Source organism: Legionella busanensis (assembly GCF_900461525.1).
Lineage (GTDB): Bacteria > Pseudomonadota > Gammaproteobacteria > Legionellales > Legionellaceae > Legionella_C > Legionella_C busanensis.
In genome coordinates this window covers 854,538-875,883 of record NZ_UGOD01000001.1, presented here as the reverse complement: position 1 = coordinate 875,883, position 21,346 = coordinate 854,538, and the positions used below count along the sequence as shown (strand labels likewise).

The window sequence follows — 21,346 nt, the reverse complement described above, 5'->3', positions numbered from 1 at the left end:
TATATAGCATGCTAGCTTATGCGATGTAAAAAAGAAATCCTTCTAAAACAATTATTAGATTAATAAGCTTTAGTTAGAGAATTATAAAATTAATATTTTAAATTAACTTAATGATTTAATAATCATACTAATTTTTTAATTTTTAAACTGTTCAAGGGTTGCCCTCTACGTTTCTATTAAATATAGTGTGTAAACAAGTGGAAATAACCATTGTAATCACGTAAAGGAGTTATTATGTCACGTTTACAAGACTTTATGAGCAAGCTAGGCCATGTGATTATACATTATGCTGAAGCACAGCCACCAAAAACAAGCTATCCAGCTGACGAAATTTTAGCGAAGCCCCATGATGAAATGATTAAAGAATTAATAAATATCATTGATACAAAAGTTAAATATGACACTAGACGACCTTGTTTAGACTATTTTCTTTATGTCATTAAGGAATTAAAAAAAGTATGTGAACAAGATGCCCCTCTTAATGAACAAGAAATAGCATCAATAAAATCAGTTTTAAATAATTTTTTAATTACACTTTTTGAATTATTAGATATTAGTAAAACAGATGAGATAGAATTAAAATATAACAATATTACAAAGAACACACCACGGTTTATTAGTAATTGGACATTTAGTAAAACCAGTAAGCTTTCTGGTATGGGTACTATTGTAACAGATTATTTAATAAATAATATCAGCGCTAAAAGCAATGAGGAAGTGAGTGCTTATATTGAAAAACTTGTTAGCGAACATCAAGGTATTTTAATGGTACCTGTTTTAACCAAGCAGCAAAGCCAGTTTCAAGAAGAAATACACTCCTTAAATCTAGCGTTAAAAAATACCGTTGAGTCTAATGAAAAATTACAATTGTCCTTAACTCAAGAAGAGGAAAAATCTAAAGAGTTGCAAAAAACAATCAATTTTTTCGAGACAACTCAGTTAGATGATAAAAAAACTAATCTTGCAAAAGACGAAACAATTAGTTCTTTAACCAACCAGATTAAAATGCTTAAAGAAGAATTAGAAGCTGCCAAACAGCAAATTCATAATTTAGAAGATATACAACATAAATCGCAAAGAAAGATTGGCAAGCTTGAAGAAGAAAATAGAGAATTAAAAGCAAAACATTTAGATGAACAAAATTTCGCCCAAAAAGAAATTGATGATTTAGATATTAAACAACCTGAAGAGGAAAAAATAACTAGTAAGTTAGAAGAAAAGAAACAACAGCCTAATTTACCGTTTTATAATCGCCTAATTCTTCCTACTGCACCAAGTTTCTTTCAAACAAACACATCCGGTATTTTTGGGCGTAATTATTTAGGTAACCCTACTACAGGTGCATTACCTCGTTCATCAACATTTTCACCGGGAAATAGTAATACAGACACGCAATAATAAAAAAAATCTTCTAAATTAAATTGTAAGCCTCAATCCGAGGCTTCTATTTTATAAAATAAATATCAAAACAGCATTGGTTAGACTTGGATTTTATTTTTACATTATTTTCTATGACTATTTTTTAAAATTAGTTAAGAAATAATTTTTTAAAATTTAAGTATATTTTCCCTATAAATATACAGTATTGTTCGCAAAATTGTACGAAATAGCGCTATAATCGCAAATTCAATATAATTGTACCAAATTACACTAATCTAATATGAAAAAAGCGATTTACTTCTGGCGTAAAGGTTTATGGACTCTTTTAAGCCTATTTTTCCTAATTACTATTGGAATAAGCTTTCTTTATTTATACCTAGCAAGCCAATTACCTGATGTTGAATCTCTTAATACGGTGCATTTACAAGTTCCTTTGCGAATTTACACTCAAGATGGGAAATTAATTCAAGAGTATGGCGAGAAAAAGCGTATCCCCGTAACTTATGAAGAAATTCCTAAAATGCTTATTTATGCTCTACTTGCCACGGAAGATCAACGGTTTTTTGAACACTCTGGCGTTGATATCTTTGGTCTGGGGCGAGCTACTTTAAAAATGCTTAAAACAGGGACTAAAGCAGAAGGTGGTAGTACTATTACCATGCAGGTTGCACGTAATTTCTTTCTAAGTCGCAAAAAAACGTTCTTACGTAAATTTAATGAAATTTTATTAGCCATTAAAATCGATCGCGAGTTAAGTAAAGAAAAAATTTTAGAGCTTTATCTTAATAAAATTTATTTAGGTAACCGTGCTTATGGTGTAGGCGCCGCTGCTAATGTTTATTATGGGAAGTCATTAAAGGATCTAAATTTAGCTGAATTGGCTATGATTGCAGGGTTGCCGCAAGCCCCTTCTACACAAAATCCTATTGTCAATCCAGCTGCAGCTCGCAAAAGACGCGATCATGTTTTAGAACGTTTATTTGAAGAAAAGTACATAACTGAAGAGCAATACAAAGAAGCGCTTAATCAACCTATTACAGCTAAATATCATGGTGCTAAAGTAGAAGTCCCGGCACCTTATGTTGCTGAAATGATTCGTCAATCTCTTTATAATCACTTTGGTCCTGCTGCTTATACCAAAGGATATAATGTTTATACAACAATCAAAGCACCTTATCAGCTAACGGCTAATCAAGCTGTAGCTGAAAACCTACTAAGTTATGATCGTCGTCATGGCTATCGTGGCCCTGTTAGTAATATTGATATACAAGGCAAGCCAAAAGAATCATTAAATAGATACCTTCTAAATTATCCTGCTTTTAACGGCCTAGAACCTGCTATCATTCTAAATATTGATAATCAAGAAGCACAAGGGTTAACCCGGTTTAATGAAGACTTTAATTTAAAATGGTCTGGCATGTCTTGGGCAAGACCTGCGCTTAGAAAAGGCTGGGTTGGCAGACAACCTACTTATGCTAAACAAATCCTTAAAGTAGGTGATATTGTTTATGTAAGAAAACAACAAGATGAATGGTTTCTAAGTCAAATCCCTGAAATTGAAGCAGCTTTAATCGCTTTAAATCCTAATGATGGTGCCCTTTTAGCTCTAGTTGGCGGCTTTAATTTTGATAAAAGTAAATTTAACCGGGCTACTCAATCTAATAGACAACCAGGCTCGAGCTTCAAACCGTTTATTTATGCCGCTGCCTTAGATAAGGGTTATACATTAGCAACTTTAGTTAATGATGCACCTATTGTTGTTGAGGATCCTAGTCAACCAGATTTATGGCGGCCACGCAATGATACCTTAACTTTTAACGGTCCAACGCGACTTAAAGAAGCGCTTGTACGTTCGCGAAATATGGTTTCTATTCGGGTATTAGATGATTTAGGCCTTAATTACGCTATTAACTATGTTTCTCGCTTTGGTTTCCATAAAGAAAATCTTCCTAGAGGATTATCTTTAGCACTCGGCAGCTTATCTGTTAGTCCTATGGAATTAACTACAGCTTATGCTGTTTTTGCTAATGGTGGTTATAAAATTGAGCCCTATTTAATTGATCATATTACCGATAATGAAGGCGAGGTACTATTGCAAGCAAAGCCTGCTAAAGTTTGCCAACAAGATTGCGAACAAAATGCTACACCTGATTCTTCTTCTCAAGCGCCTCGAGTAATCCCTGCCGATACAGCATTTCTTATGACTTCGGCCTTAAAAGGTGTTGTGCAACATGGTACAGCACATGCTGCAAATATTCTTGACCGCCAAGATTTAGCTGGAAAAACAGGTACAACCAATGATCAAGTTGATGCTTGGTTTGCTGGATTTACACCAGATTTAGTGGTAACAACTTGGGTTGGTTATGATGCGCCTCACTCGCTTCATGAATATGCAGCTAGTATTGCTTTACCTATGTGGATAGACTTCATGAAAGTTGCTTTACAAGACATACCGGAACGAGCGCTCCCACAACCAAAGAATATTGTTGCTGTACGTATTGATCCTCAAACAGGATTATTAGCTAAACAAAACCAAGACAATAGTATTGTTGAGTACTTTCGAGAACAAGATGTACCTAATGAAGAAGGCCCAGCAAATACATCAAGTTTTGCTACATCACAAGAAGAACAAAAAGAAGTATTTTAAGCGTAGGATGTAGATAACGGGGAGCAATAGGTAAATAGACCTGTTGCCTAACGGGTTAGGAAAGAGGTCTATTGTAGCTTACATTCAGCTAATAGATCAGGTAATAGCTTTAACTTAAAGATTTGTCATTTTCGAACAGGCGGAAATTTATCTTAACACTTGCACTGTACCTACACAAAAATGGATTCCCGCCTGCGCGGGAAGGACAGAACAATTATTAAGTTAACGACATTAAGTGGGCTATTACAAAAATATACAACCTAGGTTTCACTAAAATCTAGGCCATCTTAACTATTTAAAGCAGTAATAGCGGGAATATATTCAAAGCCTAAATCTAATGCGACTGCTTCATAAGTAATCATTCCTTTATGAACATTTAATCCATTTAACAAATGTGGATCTTGTAATAAAGCAGGTTTAATTCCTTTAGTCACTAAACTCATAACAAAAGGCAATGTCGCATTATTTAAAGCAAAGGTTGACGTACGCGGTACCGCACCTGGCATATTAGCGACGCAGTAATGGACAACATTATCAACGACATAAGTTGGATTTTGATGAGTGGTTGGGCGGCTTGTCTCAAAGCATCCACCCTGATCAATAGCCACATCAACAACAACTGAACCAGGTCGCATCGTCTTTAACATGGCTTTTGTAACTAATTTAGGTGCAGCAGCACCGTGCACAAGGACAGCCCCTATCACTAAATCAGCAGTTGCTATGTATTGTTCTAATGCATCAGAAGTAGCATAAATAGTATTTAATTTAGCACCAAATTGAAAATCTAATTCACGTAAGCGAGGTAAATATTTATCTAAAACAATTACGCGCGCTTCCATACCCATTGCCATACGTACAGCATTAGTACCAACAACGCCGCCACCAATGACTACCACATTAGCAGCTGCTACGCCAGGCACGCCACCTAGCAAAACACCACTTCCACCTTGAGCCATTTCCAGGCAATGTGCACCCGCTTGAATTGACATACGCCCGGCAACTTGCGACATAGGAGTTAATAAGGGTAACCCGCCATCATTTTGTGTTACGGTTTCATAAGCAATGGCGGTAACGCCTGATTCTTTAAGTAGGCGTGCTTGATGCGGATCAGGTGCTAAATGTAGGTAAGTAAATATTGTTTGACCTTCTCGTAAACGCTTACATTCAATGGGTTGAGGTTCTTTTACTTTAATAATTAATTCTGCTTTAGCAAAAACCTCATCAGCCGTATCAACAATTTCTGCCCCTGCTATTTGATACTCTTCATCAGAAATACCAATACCTAAGCCAGCGCCTTTCTCAACAAATACCGAACTTCCAGCTCGAACAATTTCCCTAACACTTGCAGGAACTAAACCTACTCTATTTTCTTGAGGTTTAATTTCTTTAGGTATACCAACGATCATAATATCTCCTAAGATTGCTTCAATTGTTCAATTAGTTCTGGAACTAATTCAAATAAATCGCCAACTAAACCGTAGGTGGCAATTTGAAATATAGGAGCATCAGGATCTTTGTTAATGGCAACAATAATTTTTGAATCCTTCATACCAGCTAAATGTTGTACTGCTCCCGAAATTCCTATCGCAATATAAAGTTCCGGGGCAACAATTTTACCTGTTTGTCCTACTTGGCAATCATTAAGAATATATCCTGCATCAACAGCCGCTCTTGATGCACCTACAGCAGCGCCTAAGGCATCTGCTAATTCTTCAATAAGCTTAAATTTTTCAGCGCTTTGTAAACCACGCCCTCCTGAAACAATAATTTTAGCGCTTGATAAATCAGGCCGCACTGAACGACTTAATTCCTGTTTAACAAATGTTGTGCTTGTGTCAAAAATTAAATTATCTATTGCTTCGATACAGCAAGGTGTTTGGCTTGCTAAATTACTTGAAAAGGCAGTCGTACGAATAGTTAATACTTTCTTATTATCAAGGACCTTAACTGTCTCAATTGCATTACCAGCATAGATAGGATGCTCAAATGTCTCAGCATCAATGATTCGTATGACATCTGAAACTTGAGCCACCTCTAATTTTGCTGCAACACGCGGCATTATATTTTTACCGAATGTTGTTGAAGGCGCTAAAATAAATGCATAATCTTTGGCAATTGCTGTAATAAGTTGGCTTGTATTCTCTGCTAAATGATGTTGATAAGATTCATTGTCTACCAATAAAACCATGTTTGCGCCTGCTAAGGCAGCCGCCTCTTCTGCTACCTGCTTACACTGATATCCTACTACTAAGAGTGTTGGATGCTCGTCTAGATTTAATGCAGCCGAGAAAGTACTGCGCGTGGATGCATGTATTTTTTGATTATCATGTTCAACAATTACTAGAGCACTCATTATTTCTCCTTATCAAAGCACTTTCGCTTCATTTAATTTCTCAACAAGTGACTTAACTGAATCCAGTATGGCACCAGCTGAACGTGCAGAAGGAGGCTTTACCGAAAGCACTTGAACATGATCTTGTAAATTAAGTTGTAAATTTTCTATAGATAGAATTTCTAGTGGTTTACGTTTTGCTTTCATAATATTAGGTAAACTAGCGTAGCGTGGTTCATTTAAACGTAAATCTGTGCTAACCACTGCAGGTAATGTTAAAGCAAGCGTTTCTAAACCACCATCAATTTCACGGGTCACCTGCAAGGAGTTACTGTCAATTTCTAGCTTAGATGCATAAGTTGCCTGCGGCCAGTCAAGTAACGCTGCTAACATTTGCGGTGTTTGATTATTATCACCATCAATAGTTTGCTTACCCATAAGTACTAAGCTAGGCTGTTCTTGCGCTACAACTTTTTGTAAAATCTTGGCAATATTTAAACTGCAGTAATGCTTTTCACTCTTTACTAAAATAGCACTGTCTGCGCCTAAAGCAAGTGCGTGTCGCAGTGTTTCTTGCGCCGAATCAGCGCCAACAGTAACAGCAACTACCTCAGAGGCAATATTTTTTTCTTTTAAACGAATTGCTTCTTCAAGCGCGATCTCATCGAAAGGGTTCATAGACATCTTTACATTTTGTGTTTCAACCCCCATGTGATCTGGTGTAATCCTTATCTTGACGTAGGGATCAATAACACGTTTTACTGCAACAAGAATCTTCATACTTCCTCGCTGGAAATCCAAATCAACAAGCATCTTGCCAGAGGTATATATCCAATTCAAGTTAGGAAACCATATTCATCATTAAATATTGTTTTAATAATGATTCATCTTCACTTCTATACCAATAATTTAAATATAGATTAATTTAAAACGCTTGTTTAAGTGGAAAAAAGTTAATCTGTATTTGAATGTATTAATGCTATAAATCATTAAATAAATCTCGTCTATAACAAGGTTTATGACATAGTTTTCTTAAAGCTAAGTGACAGTAGGAGCCAAATAAATTTTACTAAAGGTTTTTCGAACTGTTTTGTCATATCTCATAGCGTTTGTCTTATATCGTTTAATTTTTGAACTGCATAAGAGAGCTATTTTTTAAGAAAATTCAAACTAATTCATGACAAGTGCTAGATCGTCGCACTTAGCCTAGCCATGAGAATAATATAAATTATCAATAAAAACAGTTAACTTTAAGTTAATGTTGCTATGTTAAACTACCGTTATCAAACTTGTAAAACAGAGTTTATCATGAAAGAGCGTTTAGAATTAAATGATAATATCTCATCAACTCGCCCTGTCTCCTCGACTTCGTCAAAAGTCAGCTCTGAAGTTTCTTTAGAAGAAACGCTTGCGCCTGATATAGATATAATAGAAACCCAAGCTTATGCCTTAGAAGAAAAAGCAGCCTCAGAAAACACGGAAGATAACCTAATTGATACGCATAAAACACTTAAGAAAAGAGGAGCTATAGGAGTAGCGTCTGCAGAACTAGCACCCAATACAGAAGATAACAGCTCTATTGAGCAAATAAAGAAAACCAAGCCTTCCGAAGAAAAAGAAGAAGTATCACACTTAGAAAGTGGTAAAAAGACAATAGACAATGATGATGCGTGTAACAATAATAATTCAGAAATAATACATTCTATGAGAGCCAATGCCCCCTTTTATAAAACAAATATTATGCCGGGGCTAAGCTTTATTGTATTAAACCAATATGGTGTAGTAATAGGTGCAGGTAGAAAAGCGTATCCTAAACGGCTTGATGAAAGTTTTTTATTACCAAATGCTCAGCCTTATAAGGGAACATATTCATATAGAAGTGCTTATATGGCTTTTGATAGCGAAATTAAGACTACAGAGGGCGAAGAAGAACCTGTACAAGTTTTTTTTATGATAGGCCTCGAGCCCAGCGGCGACAGTAATCATGGAAATGTTAATACTTGGGCAATGTTACCATCAACTGGAAAAGCCTTAGCGGAAGAAAAGATTAAAAAATTGGAATCCAAAAAAGCTAAATATAGTGGCGAATGTGAATCTGACTTAACAGAACAGGAATTTCAACAAAGTGTATTAGGTTACCGGTTAACTCGAATGAGATTTAATTTAAGAGGAACAAAAACTAACAATTTTAGAAATAATATAAAGGAGGATCCTCCTAAAAAAGATGAGGACATCCCCGCTTTAGTCACTCATCTTCCAGAAGAACTTATAGACTTTAGCGATGAACATGATAGATTAATCAAAAGTAAAATTCAGGCAGCTAAATCATTAAAGAACTCAGATGGTGAAAAAAGTAACGTTGCAGTAGCCACATCCACATTAGGACTTTTTGCAACAAACCAAGCAAATAGTGTGCAGAATAAATCTGGCAACGCCTATGAAATAAAAGATAAAGATGATCAACTTAACGAAGTTAACAATGTTAACAATAATACAGATGAAAATACTGTTAACATGCCTGGTTAATAGGCATTAATCAGATTAGACTGAAACTAAATATTTTACAGTATAGAAATAGCTATTTCTTAAAAAATGAAAACAAATTTAATTAATGACACGTTCTAATAAATTAGATAAATATTTTGAAAAGTCTATTCCGATTTCAGAATGACGCAGACCAAACTCAACAGCTGCTTGTAAATAACCTAATTTAGAACCGCAATCATAGCGTTTACCACGAAAGTGATAGGTAATCACAGATTCATAATTTAATAAATGTTGAATAGCATCAGTTAACTGTATTTCACCGCGGTGATCAGCTTTAATCCTTTTTAAAGATGCAAAAATACTGGAAGTAAAAACATAACGGCCAACCGCTGCAAAATTTGAAGGCGCCTCATCAACAGTAGGTTTTTCAATCATAGCGTCTAGCTTGGCATAATCTTTATTAACAGAATCTAGTTTAACCACACCATACTGGTGTACTTTTTCCCATGGCACTTGCTGAACTGCCAAAATAGAATGCTTATTATATTTAAAATGCTCGATCATAGCGGATAAACAAGGTAACTTTGATTCATCAATTAAATCATCCGCTAAAAGTACCGCAAAGGGCTCATCACCAATAACATGCTCAGCACATAAGATGGCATGTCCTAAACCTAGTGGTTGATTTTGCCTTACATAAGTAAATTGAATATGAGCAGGTGAAACATTTTTTACTAATTCTAGTAAGAATTCTTTTCCTTCTTCCTCAAGTCTGGCTTCTAATTCAAAATGTTTATCAAAATGATCTTCAATAGCACGTTTAGTTGAACTAGTAATAAAGATCATATGCGTAATCCCTGCTCTTACAGCTTCTTCAACCGCATATTGAATTAAGGGCTTATCAACAATAGGAAGCATCTCTTTCGGATTTGCTTTGGTTGCAGGTAAAAAGCGAGTACCTAGCCCTGCTACTGGGAAAACAGCTTTTTTAATTTGCATAATGAACAAGCTCCATGTCTTCCTTATTAAAAACCACAGGCCGACCAACTGAATAATAGTAAGCTATTCCTGCCTTTTGTACAGACGCTAAGGAAAAACAATTTCGTCCATCAAAAACAGGCGCACCAGCTAATTTATCACGCAAAATAGCTAAGGGATAATCCTTAAAGGCAGGCCATTCAGTAGCAATAATCAATGCGTCAATTTTAGATTCAAACACATCATTTATATCTTGACACCACACAATATTATCAGAGGATTGAAATAATAGTTGTGCTTTTGCAACCGCAGCAGGATCAAAGACTCTTATAATTGCGCCTGCTTTTAAAAAAGATTGTATTGCTACAAGGCTACTAGCTTCACGTAAATCATCTGTGCCTGGCTTAAATGCCAAACCCCAAAAACCAATTGTTAAGCCTTGTAATTGCTGTTGAAAGTGGTTTGCTACGTGCTCAAATAACCAGCTTTTTTGTAATTCATTAACATTGTCTATAGCATCTAAAAAAGCAGTATCAATATTTAACGATTGCGCAGTTTGAGCGAGCGCTCGCACATCTTTAGGAAAGCAAGAACCGCCGTAACCAATACCTGCTTGCAAAAAATAAGGTCCTATGCGCGGATCAAGGGCCATTCCGTCTCTAATATCTTCAATATTAGCACCTACCTTTTCTGCAAGTTGACTAACTTGATTCATAAAACTAATTCGACAGGCCAACATAGCATTAGCAGCGTATTTTGTTAATTCTGCAGAACTTCGACTCATAGCTAGAAAAGGAATATCATTATCAATTAACGGTTGATATAATTTTTTTAAACAAGCAATTGCATAGGCATTCCCGCCAACGATAATACGATCAGCATTTAAAAATCGCTAATTGCGCACCCTTCTCGTAAAAACTCAGGATTAGAAGCAATAGTTAGCTTAATCTGCTTCTTTTTAGCACTCATTTTTTCATGGACTAAATTTTCAATAATATCGCCCGTACCAACGGGTACCGTTGATTTGGTAACTAGTACTGCATCCTGATTAACATGCTCTACAATCAAATCTATTACTGAAAAAACTTGGGATAAATCAGCCTGCCCATTAGGCAAACTAGGCGTGCCAGTTGCAATTATAAAAACCTGACTGGATTGAATAGCGTGCACTAGATTAGTGGTAAAAGTTAAATGAGCTAAACTTAATTGCTCCCTAAGTAACTCATTCAAGCCCTGCTCATAAATAGGGCATTGGCCGTCTTCTAACATCTGTATTCGCTCAGAATTTATATCTGCACATATTACTTGGTGCCCAAGTTTAGCGAAACAGGCACCAGATACTAAGCCAACGTACCCAGCGCCAAAAACTGCAATATTCATTATTCTCTCGCCATATCAACCTAAGGCCGTATTATTAATAAAATTTTACTGAATAACAAATAATCTTATTGAAATAAAGGGAACTTGGTTAGCTAAAATTAATAATATTAATTATCTAATCTAATAAAACTATTAAAAGTATTTTAAGGTGCATTAAGAGAATATAAATTGTCAATAAGCGTATCGTCATCTTCAGTAATTATTTTTTCGCTTTTAGTTTTTTTATCTACATTACTTATAAGTGCTTCTAGGATTACCTTGACCGCCTCTATTGTTTCTCTTGCTTTACTTTTGTTTGCTTTAAAATAAGGATGACAGCCTAAATTATTAATAATACTATTAACCTCAAGAAGCTTATCACTTATTGAAATGGGTTTAAGATCGATTACTTTAAGTTGATGAAAAACTCTTTCTATTAGACTGCTTTTTTTACAGCCTCTCCGCCATGAGGCGAAATATTGCTGTTTTTGTTGCTCTTGATATTGCTCTAGTTTAAGAGTAATTAATTTTAATTCCAAGGTTTCAAAATTAAATTTACCTGGTAAAAAATGCTGCGGTAATATCAGGGCTTGCGAGTTAGCGTGAGCACTAGGTATTTGTTTTGTTTCTGAAAGGCCAATTAATTGAAATACTTTTGAGCAAGCTTCAAAACCAATATAATAAGCGGTATTCAAAGCTGAGAAATTCATACTAATAAAATAAAGGGTGAGTGTTGTAGCTGCATTTGAAATAACACCACTAATTTCACGTGTCATTTCTCCTAAGGCGCGCCAACCGTAAATGTCTCCTTTTTGTAGCCAACTCCCACCCTTAGCAACCAAAGATAATATAGCGTAAAGCAAAGAAAGTTCTTTAAGATATAGAGTAATACAAAAGCCACTCGTTATATAAGGTAGAGAGTTAAGAATTGTTTTAAGCCATCCTGGCTCAAATTGATCAGTTGTGGATTGAAAGCGCTTAATAGTTTGTAAAAGGGTAATCGTACTATCTATTAACGCTTGCTGTGTAAAGGTAACGGCTTGTTGCTTTAACTGTTCAAGTTTTCTAATCAACTCATCTATATGCAGGAAACTTAAATCATCTTCATCAAATATAAAATCTTCTTTATTTATTTTCGGTTGCTTTAATTCTTCAGCACAGCTATCAATTAGTTTAAAACATATCCCATTATTATTTCCGGTACTTAAACTATTTTCTAACCATTGAATTTCTGGAGAAGCTATAACGAGTTTATCAGGATGAAAAAGGCCGCGAAGAATCTTTTGCTGTTTATTAATTTCATTTTCTGCAACACCATTATTGGTTAAAAACTGAGAAAAGAGCGTAATAAGTTGCACTTCAAGCTTTTGTAATTCTTGGGAAGATAATTGCTTAGGATAATAGGACTTATTTGAGGGATCATATTGGGTATAAGCAGTTACAATATCAGCTAGGCTTTGATTAAGGCTATTCATTATTGTATCCTTACGAGCAATAAAAGATAATTACTACTACATCCTGTAGGTTATAGATTAAAGTAGTGACTTAAAAAAACAAGCTTTTTATAGCGTTATCTATTGAGCTTTTAGACTATTTATAGGGTTAATCAATTATGTTCTATCTACTTCACCCTATTCATTTACCTATAAACTTAAGATATAAACGCTAACTAAAAAATAACAATATTTAATTGAAATGACAAAATTAGCTACGCACGTAAAAACTTACTTATTAAATAATCCTAAGCTCTTTTTTTTACTTTTTTTTGTAATCACATTTTTAGCTCGACTATGCTTTCGCAGCTCCTTACTAGAGTTAGATGAAGCAGAACAAGTTATCTGGGCTCAACAACTTCTTTCAGGTTATCCAAATCAGCCACCGTTATACTCTTGGTTGCAATATTTGTTATTTCAGCTTTTAGGTGTTAATTTAATCAGCCTTGCTCTTTTAAAATATAGTTTACTTTTAGGCTGCGTATACTGTTATTACTTAATTTGTAAATTTTATTGTTCCGATAAACTGCTTGCCTTAAGCGCAACAGCAGCATGGTCTTTAATTAGCTCGATAAGTTTAGATTTATTAAAAGACAATACACATTCTATTTTAGCTCTTTTAACTGCTTGTATAACTTGGTACTGGTTTATTACCAATACAAAATCGCCTATAAATTGGTATTTACGCTTAGGTATTATTATTGGATTCGGTTTATTATCTAAATTTAATTATTTATTATTTTTAACGCTTTTCTTAATCAGTGTAACTTTACAAAAAGAATACCGTTTAAAACTACTAAATCGACGCGTTTTTTTTACTATTTTGTTAGTAATCATAACGGCACTGCCCTACGGAAAATGGCTAATACATAATTACCATGTGGGCCTTCATGCTGTTTATAAATTAGCTCCAGAGCAAAAAACACTTTTTGATGGCTTTATTAATTTGCTAAGCGCTAGTCTTTTTTTTATTGTACCCGTGTTAACTATCTCCTATTTATTTTTTCCTTTACCCTTTAAGATTAAGAGGTCAGCGGCTAACGATTTATTACTCCATTATCACATTCTTTATTTTCCTGTTATTGTATTTATTGTTTTATCCGCAGGCGTTCATGATTTTGAAACTCGCTGGCTTATTCCTATCTTATTTTTAATTCCACTTGTGTTTTTTAGTTACCTAAAGCCCAATGCTTCTTTAGCAATATACAGTAAACGCTTTATTCTATTTTGCCTATTTGTACAATTTATTTTTTTGCTAATCTTGAGTTATCGAAGTTACTTTGGGCACAATAAACGGCAGTCTATTCCCATTGTTGAAATTGCTAAAACTTATAAAACGAATGCCCAAAAAATTGACTTTCTTGTCTCTGATTCACATTGGCTATTGGGAAACATGAAATTACAATTTAAAAATGCCCAATCTTATTTAATTAATCAAGGGATTACTATTCCTTCTGGTGCTTCCCTCTTATTGTGGGAGGGTCAAACCATGCCATATTGGGCTGAGCAATTAATTAAGCAAGCTAAGCCTACTAATATACATTGGATTAGAAACAAGAAAACTGATCGCATTGTAGCTGGTCAGGCTCTTATAAATTTCAATGTACCTGATAAGCAAATAACTTAAACGATCCTATAATTCAATATCCCGCAGACAAGACGCGGGATGTAGGCCTGGAAAAGAATAAGTAGATTAGGATGAGAATATGTCAATTTAAGAACGGCTTTGCCCTGCCCACATGGGCAAGAATCCATTTCTAAGTAGGCACCGTGCAAGCGTTAAGATAGATTTCCGCCGGCGCGGAAATGACACACTCTTTAAATTGATGCCATTAAAGAAATCAATTTAGTTTCATGCCTGGTGCGCCATAGTAGTGATATTGCCTTGCCTACTGGCAAGGTAAATTAAATAGACACAGTATTTTTATTTAAGCGAGATGCGCGCTCTCTGGTAATAAGATATAGATTGCGTGAATAAATAAAAACGCCACTAAACTGGCCAATGATAAAAACAGGATCACGTTTATAAACAGCATACATAAATAGTGTAATCCCGCCTAAAAGGCTTAAATACCAAAAAGCAACCGGAATCACACTTCTTTTTTCTCTTTCACTCACTAACCATTGAACAATAAAACGTGCTGAAAAGATACCTTGGCCAATTAAACCAATTGTCAGCCAAATATAATCTTTATTCATTATTAGAGATCTCCGGAGCGCAGGGACGTTTTAATAACCAACGCACCCCTATTAAATCATGGATACCTACAAACAATCTATTCATGACGCCATACTTAGATACCCCATGCCAACGTGGCCGGTGGTTTACAGGAACATTAACTAATTTATAGCCTGCTCGTTTAAATAAAGCTGGTAAAAATCGATGTAGATGATTGAAATGAGGTAAATTTAAAAACCCATCACGTGGAAAAAGTTTAAGACTACATCCCGTGTCAGGGCATTGATCGTTTAATAAAAATTGGCGAACTTTATTACCTATCACTGAAGAGACTTTCCGCAGATAATTATCATCGCGTTTTTTTCGGTTTCCTAATACTACCGTTTTATTATTGGATAAGTAATTCAATAAGTGAGGAATATCCTTAGGATCATTTTGGCCATCGCCATCTAAAGTCACTAATATTGGATACTGTGCTGCTTTAGCACCACTTACTAAACCTGCACTCTGCCCATAATTATGTTTATGACATACAAGACGTAAAGCAGCATTTTCTTTTGCTAAAGCTTCTAGGCGTTTTACTGTGCCATCAGTACTGCCATCATCAACAAAAATAACTTCAAAAACAAATTGCTCTGCAGGTAACGCTTGCACAATTTCCTCATATAAATGCGCGACATTGTCGACTTCATTATATACGGGAATAATAACAGATAAATAAGTTAACTTATTCAAAACATCCTTCCTAAGCAAAATAATAACTAGTATACCGTATCTCGCCAAATAGGTTCCAGCCAAGATTTTTTACGTAAAAACCAAAGTATTAAAGCAACACTGAGTAAAGATAAATAGGTGCCAGTGACTATATCACTAAAATAATGATGAATTAATAAAACACGTGAAAAAGCAATTGAGAAACCAACCAGTAGAAAAGCATAAAAAAATCGTGGAAAAAGAACACACAAGCCAAAAGCAATAGCCATAATATTGGTTGTATGTCCTGATGGAAAAGACCAAAAAGGAGCGTTAGCCTTTAACCAGTAAAAACCATAGTAGTGTCCACTAAACCACATATCAGGGCGAGCACGACTAAATATTACCTTTAAAATACCGCAAAATACACTGCTTACAACAACACAAAGCCAAAGAAAACACATACGTGCTTCCCAAATACGATTAATCTTAATGTATCTAAAATAAAGCATACCTAGAAAGAAAGTAATAAAATAAGTTAAACCTAAGCCAAGTTTAGTAAAATGGTTAAGGAAGAGAAAATTGACACGAAAATTTTTTAAAGCCAGATATTCCGCTAAAGGCTTATCAACATAGAGAAATAGCAGCGTAACAATTAATATAAAGGCTATAATAACCCATGGCCTAGTCATCATTAAAACCAATCGATTAAATGGCGCCATTTAAGGTTTCTCCCGTCTCTTGCCCTATAAGAAATAATTTTACCCAGCGTCCTTTACTGTAATTAAACCCTCTCATTTGAGCTAAAATTTTTATTTTATCTAAGGGATAAGGCCAAGCTTGTAATACTCTATCATCAAAGATAGCTAGCTGCTTAGGGTTACTAAGTAATTGTGTAAGAGCTGTATTAAAATCAACAAAGCGAACTGATTTAGTATCAAGATTAAATACTAAACTCGGTTCCTCAAAACCTACAACTAATAAAGGTATATTATTATCAATTCTGTTCTTATCAACAAGTTGGGCTATAGTATGAGTGAGCCACACCGGCTTTAAAGAGGGTAATAAATTATTAAAAATAAGAGGAAAAACTATCATTGCCATAATAGAATTACTGACAATACTGTAATTTACTTTGCCTTGCCGACTAAAATAAATTGTACTACTAGAAAAAATTACAATAGTTCCAATTATAATAACGCTACTTAAGCTTAAACTTTCATTCAGCCAATAAGTTATTAATATTAAAACTAAGCCAAGTGTAATAGATAATAGTAACCAAAGATATTGTAAAATTCTTAACCATTTGCTAGTTAAGGCGTAAGCATACTCTCTAATTGCTAATGCGCATAAAATAGCCAGGGCAGGAAATAAAGGCATAATATATTGTGGCAGTTTTGTTGGCATGCATTCAAAGAAAATCCAAGAAGGTACTAACCAAGCCAATAAAAATTTAATCTGATTGGTAGTACGATTTTTCCAGGCATAAATCCCACCAAGCCCTAGAAATAAAGAAGAGGGCCAAAAGGTTATAGGTAACATAGCCAAATGAAATAAAGGTGGCTTACCGTGAGACTCATGTCCACCTTTTAACTTGGGCAGCAAATCTTTATTAAACATTTGCAATAAATAATTACTTTGCTCAGCCTTATTAACTAATATTAACCAAACTGCAGTTAGACCTATTACTAAGAGTAACCCTTGTAAAAATTTTAATTGACGCAACCAAGACAGATCTTTGTCCACTAAACATAAGGCTAGGATAGTCAATAAACCTACTAAAGGTGTCACGCCTTTTAAAACAATCCCAAAGGCCATGGCAAACCAAAAACATAACGGCCAAAACCAACCTACTTTTCTTTGTTCCTTATAAGATTGATAAATATTCCATAGAGCGCCCTGCATCAATACAACAGAAAAAAGCAGTGTTGCATCAATCACTGCCATATGCGCTTCGACTACTAGAAGAAGAGAAGAGGCAAGCAGGCTGGCTGCCAATGCAGCAGTCATTGATCCTAAAAACCGACTTGCAAAAAGATAGGTAAGCAAAATTGATAAAAATGCGCCTAGTACTGAGGGTATACGATAAAGCCAAATTTGGCTTATACGACTATCACTAATTAACTTTACACTCAGTGCCTGTAACCAATTAATTCCAGGTGGCTTTTGGAATCGTGTTTTATCTTGAAAACGAATTTGAAAATAATTTCCTACTTGCATCATTTGCTTACTTGCTTGCGCAAAATGCGCTTCATCGCGATCGATAACAGGTATTTTAGCTATACCTGAAGCAAATAATAGCAAGGAGAAAAGCAATAAAAAGAAACTAATTTTGATCTTTTCCAAAACCAAATGCCTAAATATATAAATATGTTCTAATGATGCGTATAATATAAGACCAGTGTTGGAAATACTAGCTATATCTTAAAAGACTAGTTAGAATGCTTGTTTGTTTTATACTGCATTACTCGGATGCCAGAATTAACTATTATACAACAAATTGCAGTTTGGATTATCCCTGTTTTATTCGCTATTACTCTTCATGAAGCAGCTCACGCTTGGGTTGCCTATCAATTTGGCGATACAACAGCTAAACTATTAGGACGGGTAAGTTTTAACCCGGTGAATCATATTGAACTTATTGGAACAATTATTGTACCAATTCTTACACTAGCTTTAAGTAATTTTACTTTTGTTTTTGGCTGGGCGAAACCAGTTCCCATTAATACAGGACAATTAAAAAATCCCAAACGTGATGTGATCTTCGTTACTGCAGCTGGGCCCTTGATTAATTTTCTTATGGCAATTTTTTGGGCTGGTCTTTTTAAGATAGGATTATCAATTAACCCGCAAACATCTACGATTGGTTTATTTTTAATCTTAGCCAGCAAAGCTGGAATTATAATTAATTTGCTACTGGCTTTTTTAAATTTGATACCAGTACCTCCTCTGGATGGTAGTCGTATTGTTGCTAGCTTATTACCTACAAGACAAGCAATTATGTATCAAAAGCTCGAACCATATGGTTTTTTTATTATTCTACTGTTATTAATCACAGGTATTTTAAGTTGGATTATTTCTGCACCGATTAATTGGTCTTTAGCAGCCTTGAGTGCCCTTTTTAATATATGAATATCTTAGCTGATGCTTCCTTACCCGGTTTAATGACAGCATTTCCACCACCATTTAACATTACACTTTATCATCAGCAAGATGACCTTCGTAGCCTACTTGCAAAGCAAGATATTTTATTGTGTCGTTCAACTTTGAAGGTAACAAAGGAATTATTAAAAGACTCTTCTTTATCATTTGTTGCTACGGCAAGCAGCGGTACTGATCACATTGATGAAATTTTCCTTAAGCAAAAAAATATAACACTTCTCGACGCTAAGGGTAGCAACGCAGGTGCTGTCGCGGATTATGTTATTGCAACTATCGCTTACTTACAAAAATATACTTCTTTTAAGGGGAAAAAGGCAGGAATTATTGGCTTAGGCGCGGTAGGCTCTAAAGTTGCTAAGCGTTTAAAAGCGCTTAACTTTGAGATTATTGCCTACGATCCACCTAAGGCATTAGTTGATAATAAATTTTATAGCGTATCACTTAATGAAATTTTAGAATGCGATTTAATTTGCATTCACGCTAACTTACACAATAACTTACCCTTTCCTAGTAGGCATTTAATTTCTGAATCAATATTAACTGGATTAAAACCTAATATAGCTATTATTAATGCTTCTCGCGGCGGCATAGTTGATGAAGCAGCGCTTCTTAGTCAGGTTTTAAAAATTTATTATTGTACTGATGTGTTTGCTCATGAACCTAACATTGATCCAAATATTATTAAACTAAGTTACTTATGCACACCCCATATCGCAGGTCATAGTATAGAAGCAAAATTCAATGCTGTTATCCAGCTAAGTCAAGCGCTTCATCAAGCTTTAAATTTACCATATTCACCCTACTCATCTTCTTTTCCTTCTTCAGAAGTTCCGGATTTTAAATCAGCTGCAACTTGGCAAGACTATATATTAGCACTTTATAATCCCATACATGAAACCAACATCTTAAAGCAAGCAATAAATAAGAACGAGTGTTTTCTTAGATTGCGCAAAGCACATCAAAAACGTCATGATTTCATACTTTATGAATCTCAATTACCGAAATTTATAAAGCCACTTTTAAGCTAGAAATTTAGCTTAAAATAACTGTCGTATTAATAACAATAATTCTAAATTAGGAGGTATGTAAATGTTTTGATAAAGGATTGGATTTGCATCAAATACAATCCCTCAATAGTAAAGACCATCACTCATCACTACTTTTCGTTTAAACCACACAATGAGCTAACCATTTGTTTAACAATCGCTTGATCGGAAAAAGGGTATTTTACATGACCAATTTGCTGATAATCTTCATGGCCTTTACCAGCTATTAGAATAATATCTTTTGGGCCTGCCAAACTAATTGCTTTACCAATAGCCGACTTTCTATCTGAAATTTGATAAACAACTGCACCAGTAGTTGTAGTACCTTGATTAATTTCCATAATAATCTGGTCTGGATTTTCTGTACGAGGATTATCACTAGTAATAATCGCGATATCAGCATGACGGGTTGCTATAGCACCCATAATAGGGCGTTTTGATTTGTCTCTATCGCCACCGCAACCAAAAACAACGATTACACGCTCTTCCTTAACATGGTTTAAGGTTTTTAAAACATTTTCTAATGCATCAGGAGTATGCGCATAATCAACAACAATGCATGGTTCTTGAGTAACTACTTCCATCCGACCCGGTGCAGGAGAAAGCTCTTCCATAATCGAGCTAACTTCTTCAATTGGATAACCCCAAGCAAGTAGACTTGCAAAAACAGCTAAGGCATTATAAATATTAAAGTACCCTAAGGTGCGAATTTTTAAGTGTGCCTGGCCCCAATCAGAAGAAACATTAATTGAGGTCCCTTGCATAGTAACCTGCCAATCGACTACGCGTACATTACTTTCTTTATTGAAACCATATGTAATACATTTACAAGCAGAATTTAAATGCGCCTGCATAAATTTAGAGTAGTCATCATCATCATTTAAAATAGCAGTTTTAAGAGAAGCGTATGAAAATAATCTTGCTTTCGCTGCCGCATAAGCGTCCATAGTTTGATGGTAATCAAGATGATCTAAGGTCAGATTAGTAAAGATGGCTTGCTCAAAATTAACCTCATCTACTCGCTGTTGTGCCAGTGCGTGCGAAGAAACTTCCATGCATACATGTTCTATACCACTATACAAATAATTAGAAAAAAGATCTTGTAGGCAAATGCCATCAGGCGTCGTATTATCTAGTAATTTAAGATTTTCTACTTTGCCTTGGCCAATTGTCCCAATATAGGCAGCTTGATGACCTAGTAATTGATGCGCTTGTGCTAGTTGATAGGCAATGGTTGTTTTACCATTTGTTCCTGTTACACCAGTAAGATGTAATTTTTTACTTGGCTCTCCATAAAATCGGTTTGCAATTGACGCTAAATGCTGGGCTAAATTTGCAAAAGGTATCCAAATTATAGCAGCAAACTCTTTAGGCGGTATATAATCTTTTGGCTCATATAAAACAGCTATAGCGCCTGCTTTTATTGCTTGTTCAGCATACCTTCGTCCATCTGTAGCAACACCTGGGTAAGCGCAAAATAAAAATCCTTGACTTATTTTACGACTATCATTATTTAATCCTAAAATATCTACTTCTGGTAGCGATGTTTTAATCCATGGTGCAAGTAAGGTATTTAATTTCATAAACTCA

At 35.0% G+C, this 21,346-nt stretch carries 18 protein-coding genes; 6 read left to right on the top strand and 12 right to left on the bottom strand.

Annotation, left to right across the window (positions count from 1 at the left end):
* The first annotated feature begins 234 nt into the window (after positions 1-234).
* On the top strand, positions 235-1,398 hold the full coding sequence (locus DYH30_RS03995; protein WP_115330415.1) for a hypothetical protein: 1,164 nt from the start codon (positions 235-237) through the stop codon (positions 1,396-1,398).
* Between the two features lie 262 nt (positions 1,399-1,660).
* Positions 1,661-4,027, top strand: a complete 2,367-nt coding sequence (locus DYH30_RS03990) for a penicillin-binding protein 1A (RefSeq protein ID WP_115330414.1) — start codon at positions 1,661-1,663, stop codon at positions 4,025-4,027.
* 287 nt (positions 4,028-4,314) lie between these two features.
* Here the strand turns inward: DYH30_RS03990 and ald are convergent, their stop codons facing one another.
* The 3 genes from ald to DYH30_RS03975 are packed head-to-tail and all read right to left on the bottom strand — an operon-like array spanning position 4,315 to position 7,139.
* Positions 4,315-5,433 (bottom strand): alanine dehydrogenase, encoded by a 1,119-nt coding sequence (gene ald, locus DYH30_RS03985; RefSeq protein WP_115330413.1) that lies wholly within the window; start codon positions 5,431-5,433, stop codon positions 4,315-4,317.
* Between the two features lie 8 nt (positions 5,434-5,441).
* Positions 5,442-6,380, bottom strand: a complete 939-nt coding sequence (locus DYH30_RS03980; protein ID WP_115330412.1) for an electron transfer flavoprotein subunit alpha/FixB family protein — start codon at positions 6,378-6,380, stop codon at positions 5,442-5,444.
* Between the two features lie 12 nt (positions 6,381-6,392).
* On the bottom strand, positions 6,393-7,139 hold the full coding sequence (locus DYH30_RS03975) for an electron transfer flavoprotein subunit beta/FixA family protein (RefSeq protein ID WP_115332491.1): 747 nt from the start codon (positions 7,137-7,139) through the stop codon (positions 6,393-6,395).
* 528 nt (positions 7,140-7,667) lie between these two features.
* Between DYH30_RS03975 and DYH30_RS03970 the strand changes: the two genes are divergently transcribed.
* Positions 7,668-8,885, top strand: coding sequence for a hypothetical protein (locus DYH30_RS03970; RefSeq protein WP_115330411.1), 1,218 nt, complete (start codon positions 7,668-7,670; stop codon positions 8,883-8,885).
* A 78-nt stretch (positions 8,886-8,963) separates the two neighbouring features.
* Here DYH30_RS03970 and galU read toward each other — a convergent pair whose 3' ends face one another.
* The 4 genes from galU to DYH30_RS03950 all read right to left on the bottom strand — a co-directional run bounded on the left by galU (position 8,964) and on the right by DYH30_RS03950 (position 12,658).
* Positions 8,964-9,848: a UTP--glucose-1-phosphate uridylyltransferase GalU gene (gene galU, locus DYH30_RS03965; protein ID WP_115332490.1), complete on the bottom strand. Its 885-nt coding sequence runs from the start codon at positions 9,846-9,848 to the stop codon at positions 8,964-8,966.
* Positions 9,835-10,668 carry a nucleotide sugar dehydrogenase gene (locus DYH30_RS03960; RefSeq protein WP_244917902.1) on the bottom strand — a complete coding sequence of 278 codons (834 nt, stop codon included), beginning with the start codon at positions 10,666-10,668 and terminating at the stop codon, positions 9,835-9,837. The genes galU and DYH30_RS03960 overlap by 14 nt, the downstream gene beginning before the upstream one ends.
* A gap of 38 nt (positions 10,669-10,706) precedes the next feature.
* Positions 10,707-11,204: a UDP-glucose/GDP-mannose dehydrogenase family protein gene (locus DYH30_RS03955; RefSeq protein ID WP_115330409.1), complete on the bottom strand. Its 498-nt coding sequence runs from the start codon at positions 11,202-11,204 to the stop codon at positions 10,707-10,709.
* Between the two features lie 143 nt (positions 11,205-11,347).
* Positions 11,348-12,658, bottom strand: a complete 1,311-nt coding sequence (locus tag DYH30_RS03950) for a hypothetical protein (protein WP_115330408.1) — start codon at positions 12,656-12,658, stop codon at positions 11,348-11,350.
* 220 nt (positions 12,659-12,878) lie between these two features.
* On the opposite strand from DYH30_RS03950, the gene DYH30_RS03945 reads away from it, so the two are divergent.
* Positions 12,879-14,303 carry an ArnT family glycosyltransferase gene (locus tag DYH30_RS03945; protein WP_115330407.1) on the top strand — a complete coding sequence of 475 codons (1,425 nt, stop codon included), beginning with the start codon at positions 12,879-12,881 and terminating at the stop codon, positions 14,301-14,303.
* A 278-nt stretch (positions 14,304-14,581) separates the two neighbouring features.
* On the opposite strand, the gene DYH30_RS03940 is transcribed toward DYH30_RS03945, so the two are convergent.
* Genes DYH30_RS03940 through DYH30_RS03925 form a run of 4 tightly spaced genes read right to left on the bottom strand, consistent with a single transcriptional unit; the run spans position 14,582 to position 17,894 of the window.
* The gene (locus tag DYH30_RS03940; protein ID WP_115330406.1) at positions 14,582-14,875 is read right to left on the bottom strand and encodes a lipid-A-disaccharide synthase N-terminal domain-containing protein; all 294 of its coding nucleotides are present in this window, start codon (positions 14,873-14,875) and stop codon (positions 14,582-14,584) included.
* Complete coding sequence (locus DYH30_RS03935; protein WP_115330405.1) at positions 14,868-15,590, bottom strand: glycosyltransferase family 2 protein; 723 nt, start codon at positions 15,588-15,590, stop codon at positions 14,868-14,870. The genes DYH30_RS03940 and DYH30_RS03935 overlap by 8 nt, the downstream gene beginning before the upstream one ends.
* Positions 15,591-15,616: 26 nt before the next feature.
* Complete coding sequence (locus tag DYH30_RS03930; RefSeq protein WP_115330404.1) at positions 15,617-16,270, bottom strand: phosphatase PAP2 family protein; 654 nt, start codon at positions 16,268-16,270, stop codon at positions 15,617-15,619.
* Positions 16,257-17,894 (bottom strand): ArnT family glycosyltransferase, encoded by a 1,638-nt coding sequence (locus tag DYH30_RS03925; RefSeq protein WP_115330403.1) that lies wholly within the window; start codon positions 17,892-17,894, stop codon positions 16,257-16,259. Before DYH30_RS03925 ends, DYH30_RS03930 begins: the two co-directional genes overlap by 14 nt.
* A gap of 126 nt (positions 17,895-18,020) precedes the next feature.
* On the opposite strand from DYH30_RS03925, the gene DYH30_RS03920 reads away from it, so the two are divergent.
* Both DYH30_RS03920 and DYH30_RS03915 read left to right on the top strand, forming a co-directional pair.
* Positions 18,021-18,680, top strand: coding sequence for a site-2 protease family protein (locus DYH30_RS03920; protein ID WP_115330402.1), 660 nt, complete (start codon positions 18,021-18,023; stop codon positions 18,678-18,680).
* Entirely contained in the window at positions 18,677-19,738 is a 1,062-nt protein-coding gene (locus DYH30_RS03915; protein WP_115330401.1) for a 4-phosphoerythronate dehydrogenase, read from the top strand. Before DYH30_RS03920 ends, DYH30_RS03915 begins: the two co-directional genes overlap by 4 nt.
* Before the next feature lie 128 nt (positions 19,739-19,866).
* Here the strand turns inward: DYH30_RS03915 and DYH30_RS03910 are convergent, their stop codons facing one another.
* Positions 19,867-21,339: a UDP-N-acetylmuramoyl-L-alanyl-D-glutamate--2,6-diaminopimelate ligase gene (locus tag DYH30_RS03910; RefSeq protein ID WP_115330400.1), complete on the bottom strand. Its 1,473-nt coding sequence runs from the start codon at positions 21,337-21,339 to the stop codon at positions 19,867-19,869.
* Positions 21,340-21,346: the final 7 nt, after the last annotated feature.

What these genes read in the sequence shown, in the direction of transcription:
- DYH30_RS03995 (WP_115330415.1), top strand. Translation starts at nt 235, where the DNA reads ATGTCACGTTTACAAGACTTTATGAGCAAGCTAGGCCATGTGATTATA.
- DYH30_RS03990 (WP_115330414.1), top strand. Translation starts at nt 1,661, where the DNA reads ATGAAAAAAGCGATTTACTTCTGGCGTAAAGGTTTATGGACTCTTTTA.
- ald (WP_115330413.1), bottom strand. Translation starts at nt 5,433, where the DNA reads ATGATCGTTGGTATACCTAAAGAAATTAAACCTCAAGAAAATAGAGTA.
- DYH30_RS03980 (WP_115330412.1), bottom strand. Translation starts at nt 6,380, where the DNA reads ATGAGTGCTCTAGTAATTGTTGAACATGATAATCAAAAAATACATGCA.
- DYH30_RS03975 (WP_115332491.1), bottom strand. Translation starts at nt 7,139, where the DNA reads ATGAAGATTCTTGTTGCAGTAAAACGTGTTATTGATCCCTACGTCAAG.
- DYH30_RS03970 (WP_115330411.1), top strand. Translation starts at nt 7,668, where the DNA reads ATGAAAGAGCGTTTAGAATTAAATGATAATATCTCATCAACTCGCCCT.
- DYH30_RS03955 (WP_115330409.1), bottom strand. Translation starts at nt 11,204, where the DNA reads ATGAATATTGCAGTTTTTGGCGCTGGGTACGTTGGCTTAGTATCTGGT.
- DYH30_RS03950 (WP_115330408.1), bottom strand. Translation starts at nt 12,658, where the DNA reads ATGAATAGCCTTAATCAAAGCCTAGCTGATATTGTAACTGCTTATACC.
- DYH30_RS03945 (WP_115330407.1), top strand. Translation starts at nt 12,879, where the DNA reads ATGACAAAATTAGCTACGCACGTAAAAACTTACTTATTAAATAATCCT.
- DYH30_RS03940 (WP_115330406.1), bottom strand. Translation starts at nt 14,875, where the DNA reads ATGAATAAAGATTATATTTGGCTGACAATTGGTTTAATTGGCCAAGGT.
- DYH30_RS03930 (WP_115330404.1), bottom strand. Translation starts at nt 16,270, where the DNA reads ATGGCGCCATTTAATCGATTGGTTTTAATGATGACTAGGCCATGGGTT.
- DYH30_RS03920 (WP_115330402.1), top strand. Translation starts at nt 18,021, where the DNA reads ATGCCAGAATTAACTATTATACAACAAATTGCAGTTTGGATTATCCCT.
- DYH30_RS03915 (WP_115330401.1), top strand. Translation starts at nt 18,677, where the DNA reads ATGAATATCTTAGCTGATGCTTCCTTACCCGGTTTAATGACAGCATTT.
- DYH30_RS03910 (WP_115330400.1), bottom strand. Translation starts at nt 21,339, where the DNA reads ATGAAATTAAATACCTTACTTGCACCATGGATTAAAACATCGCTACCA.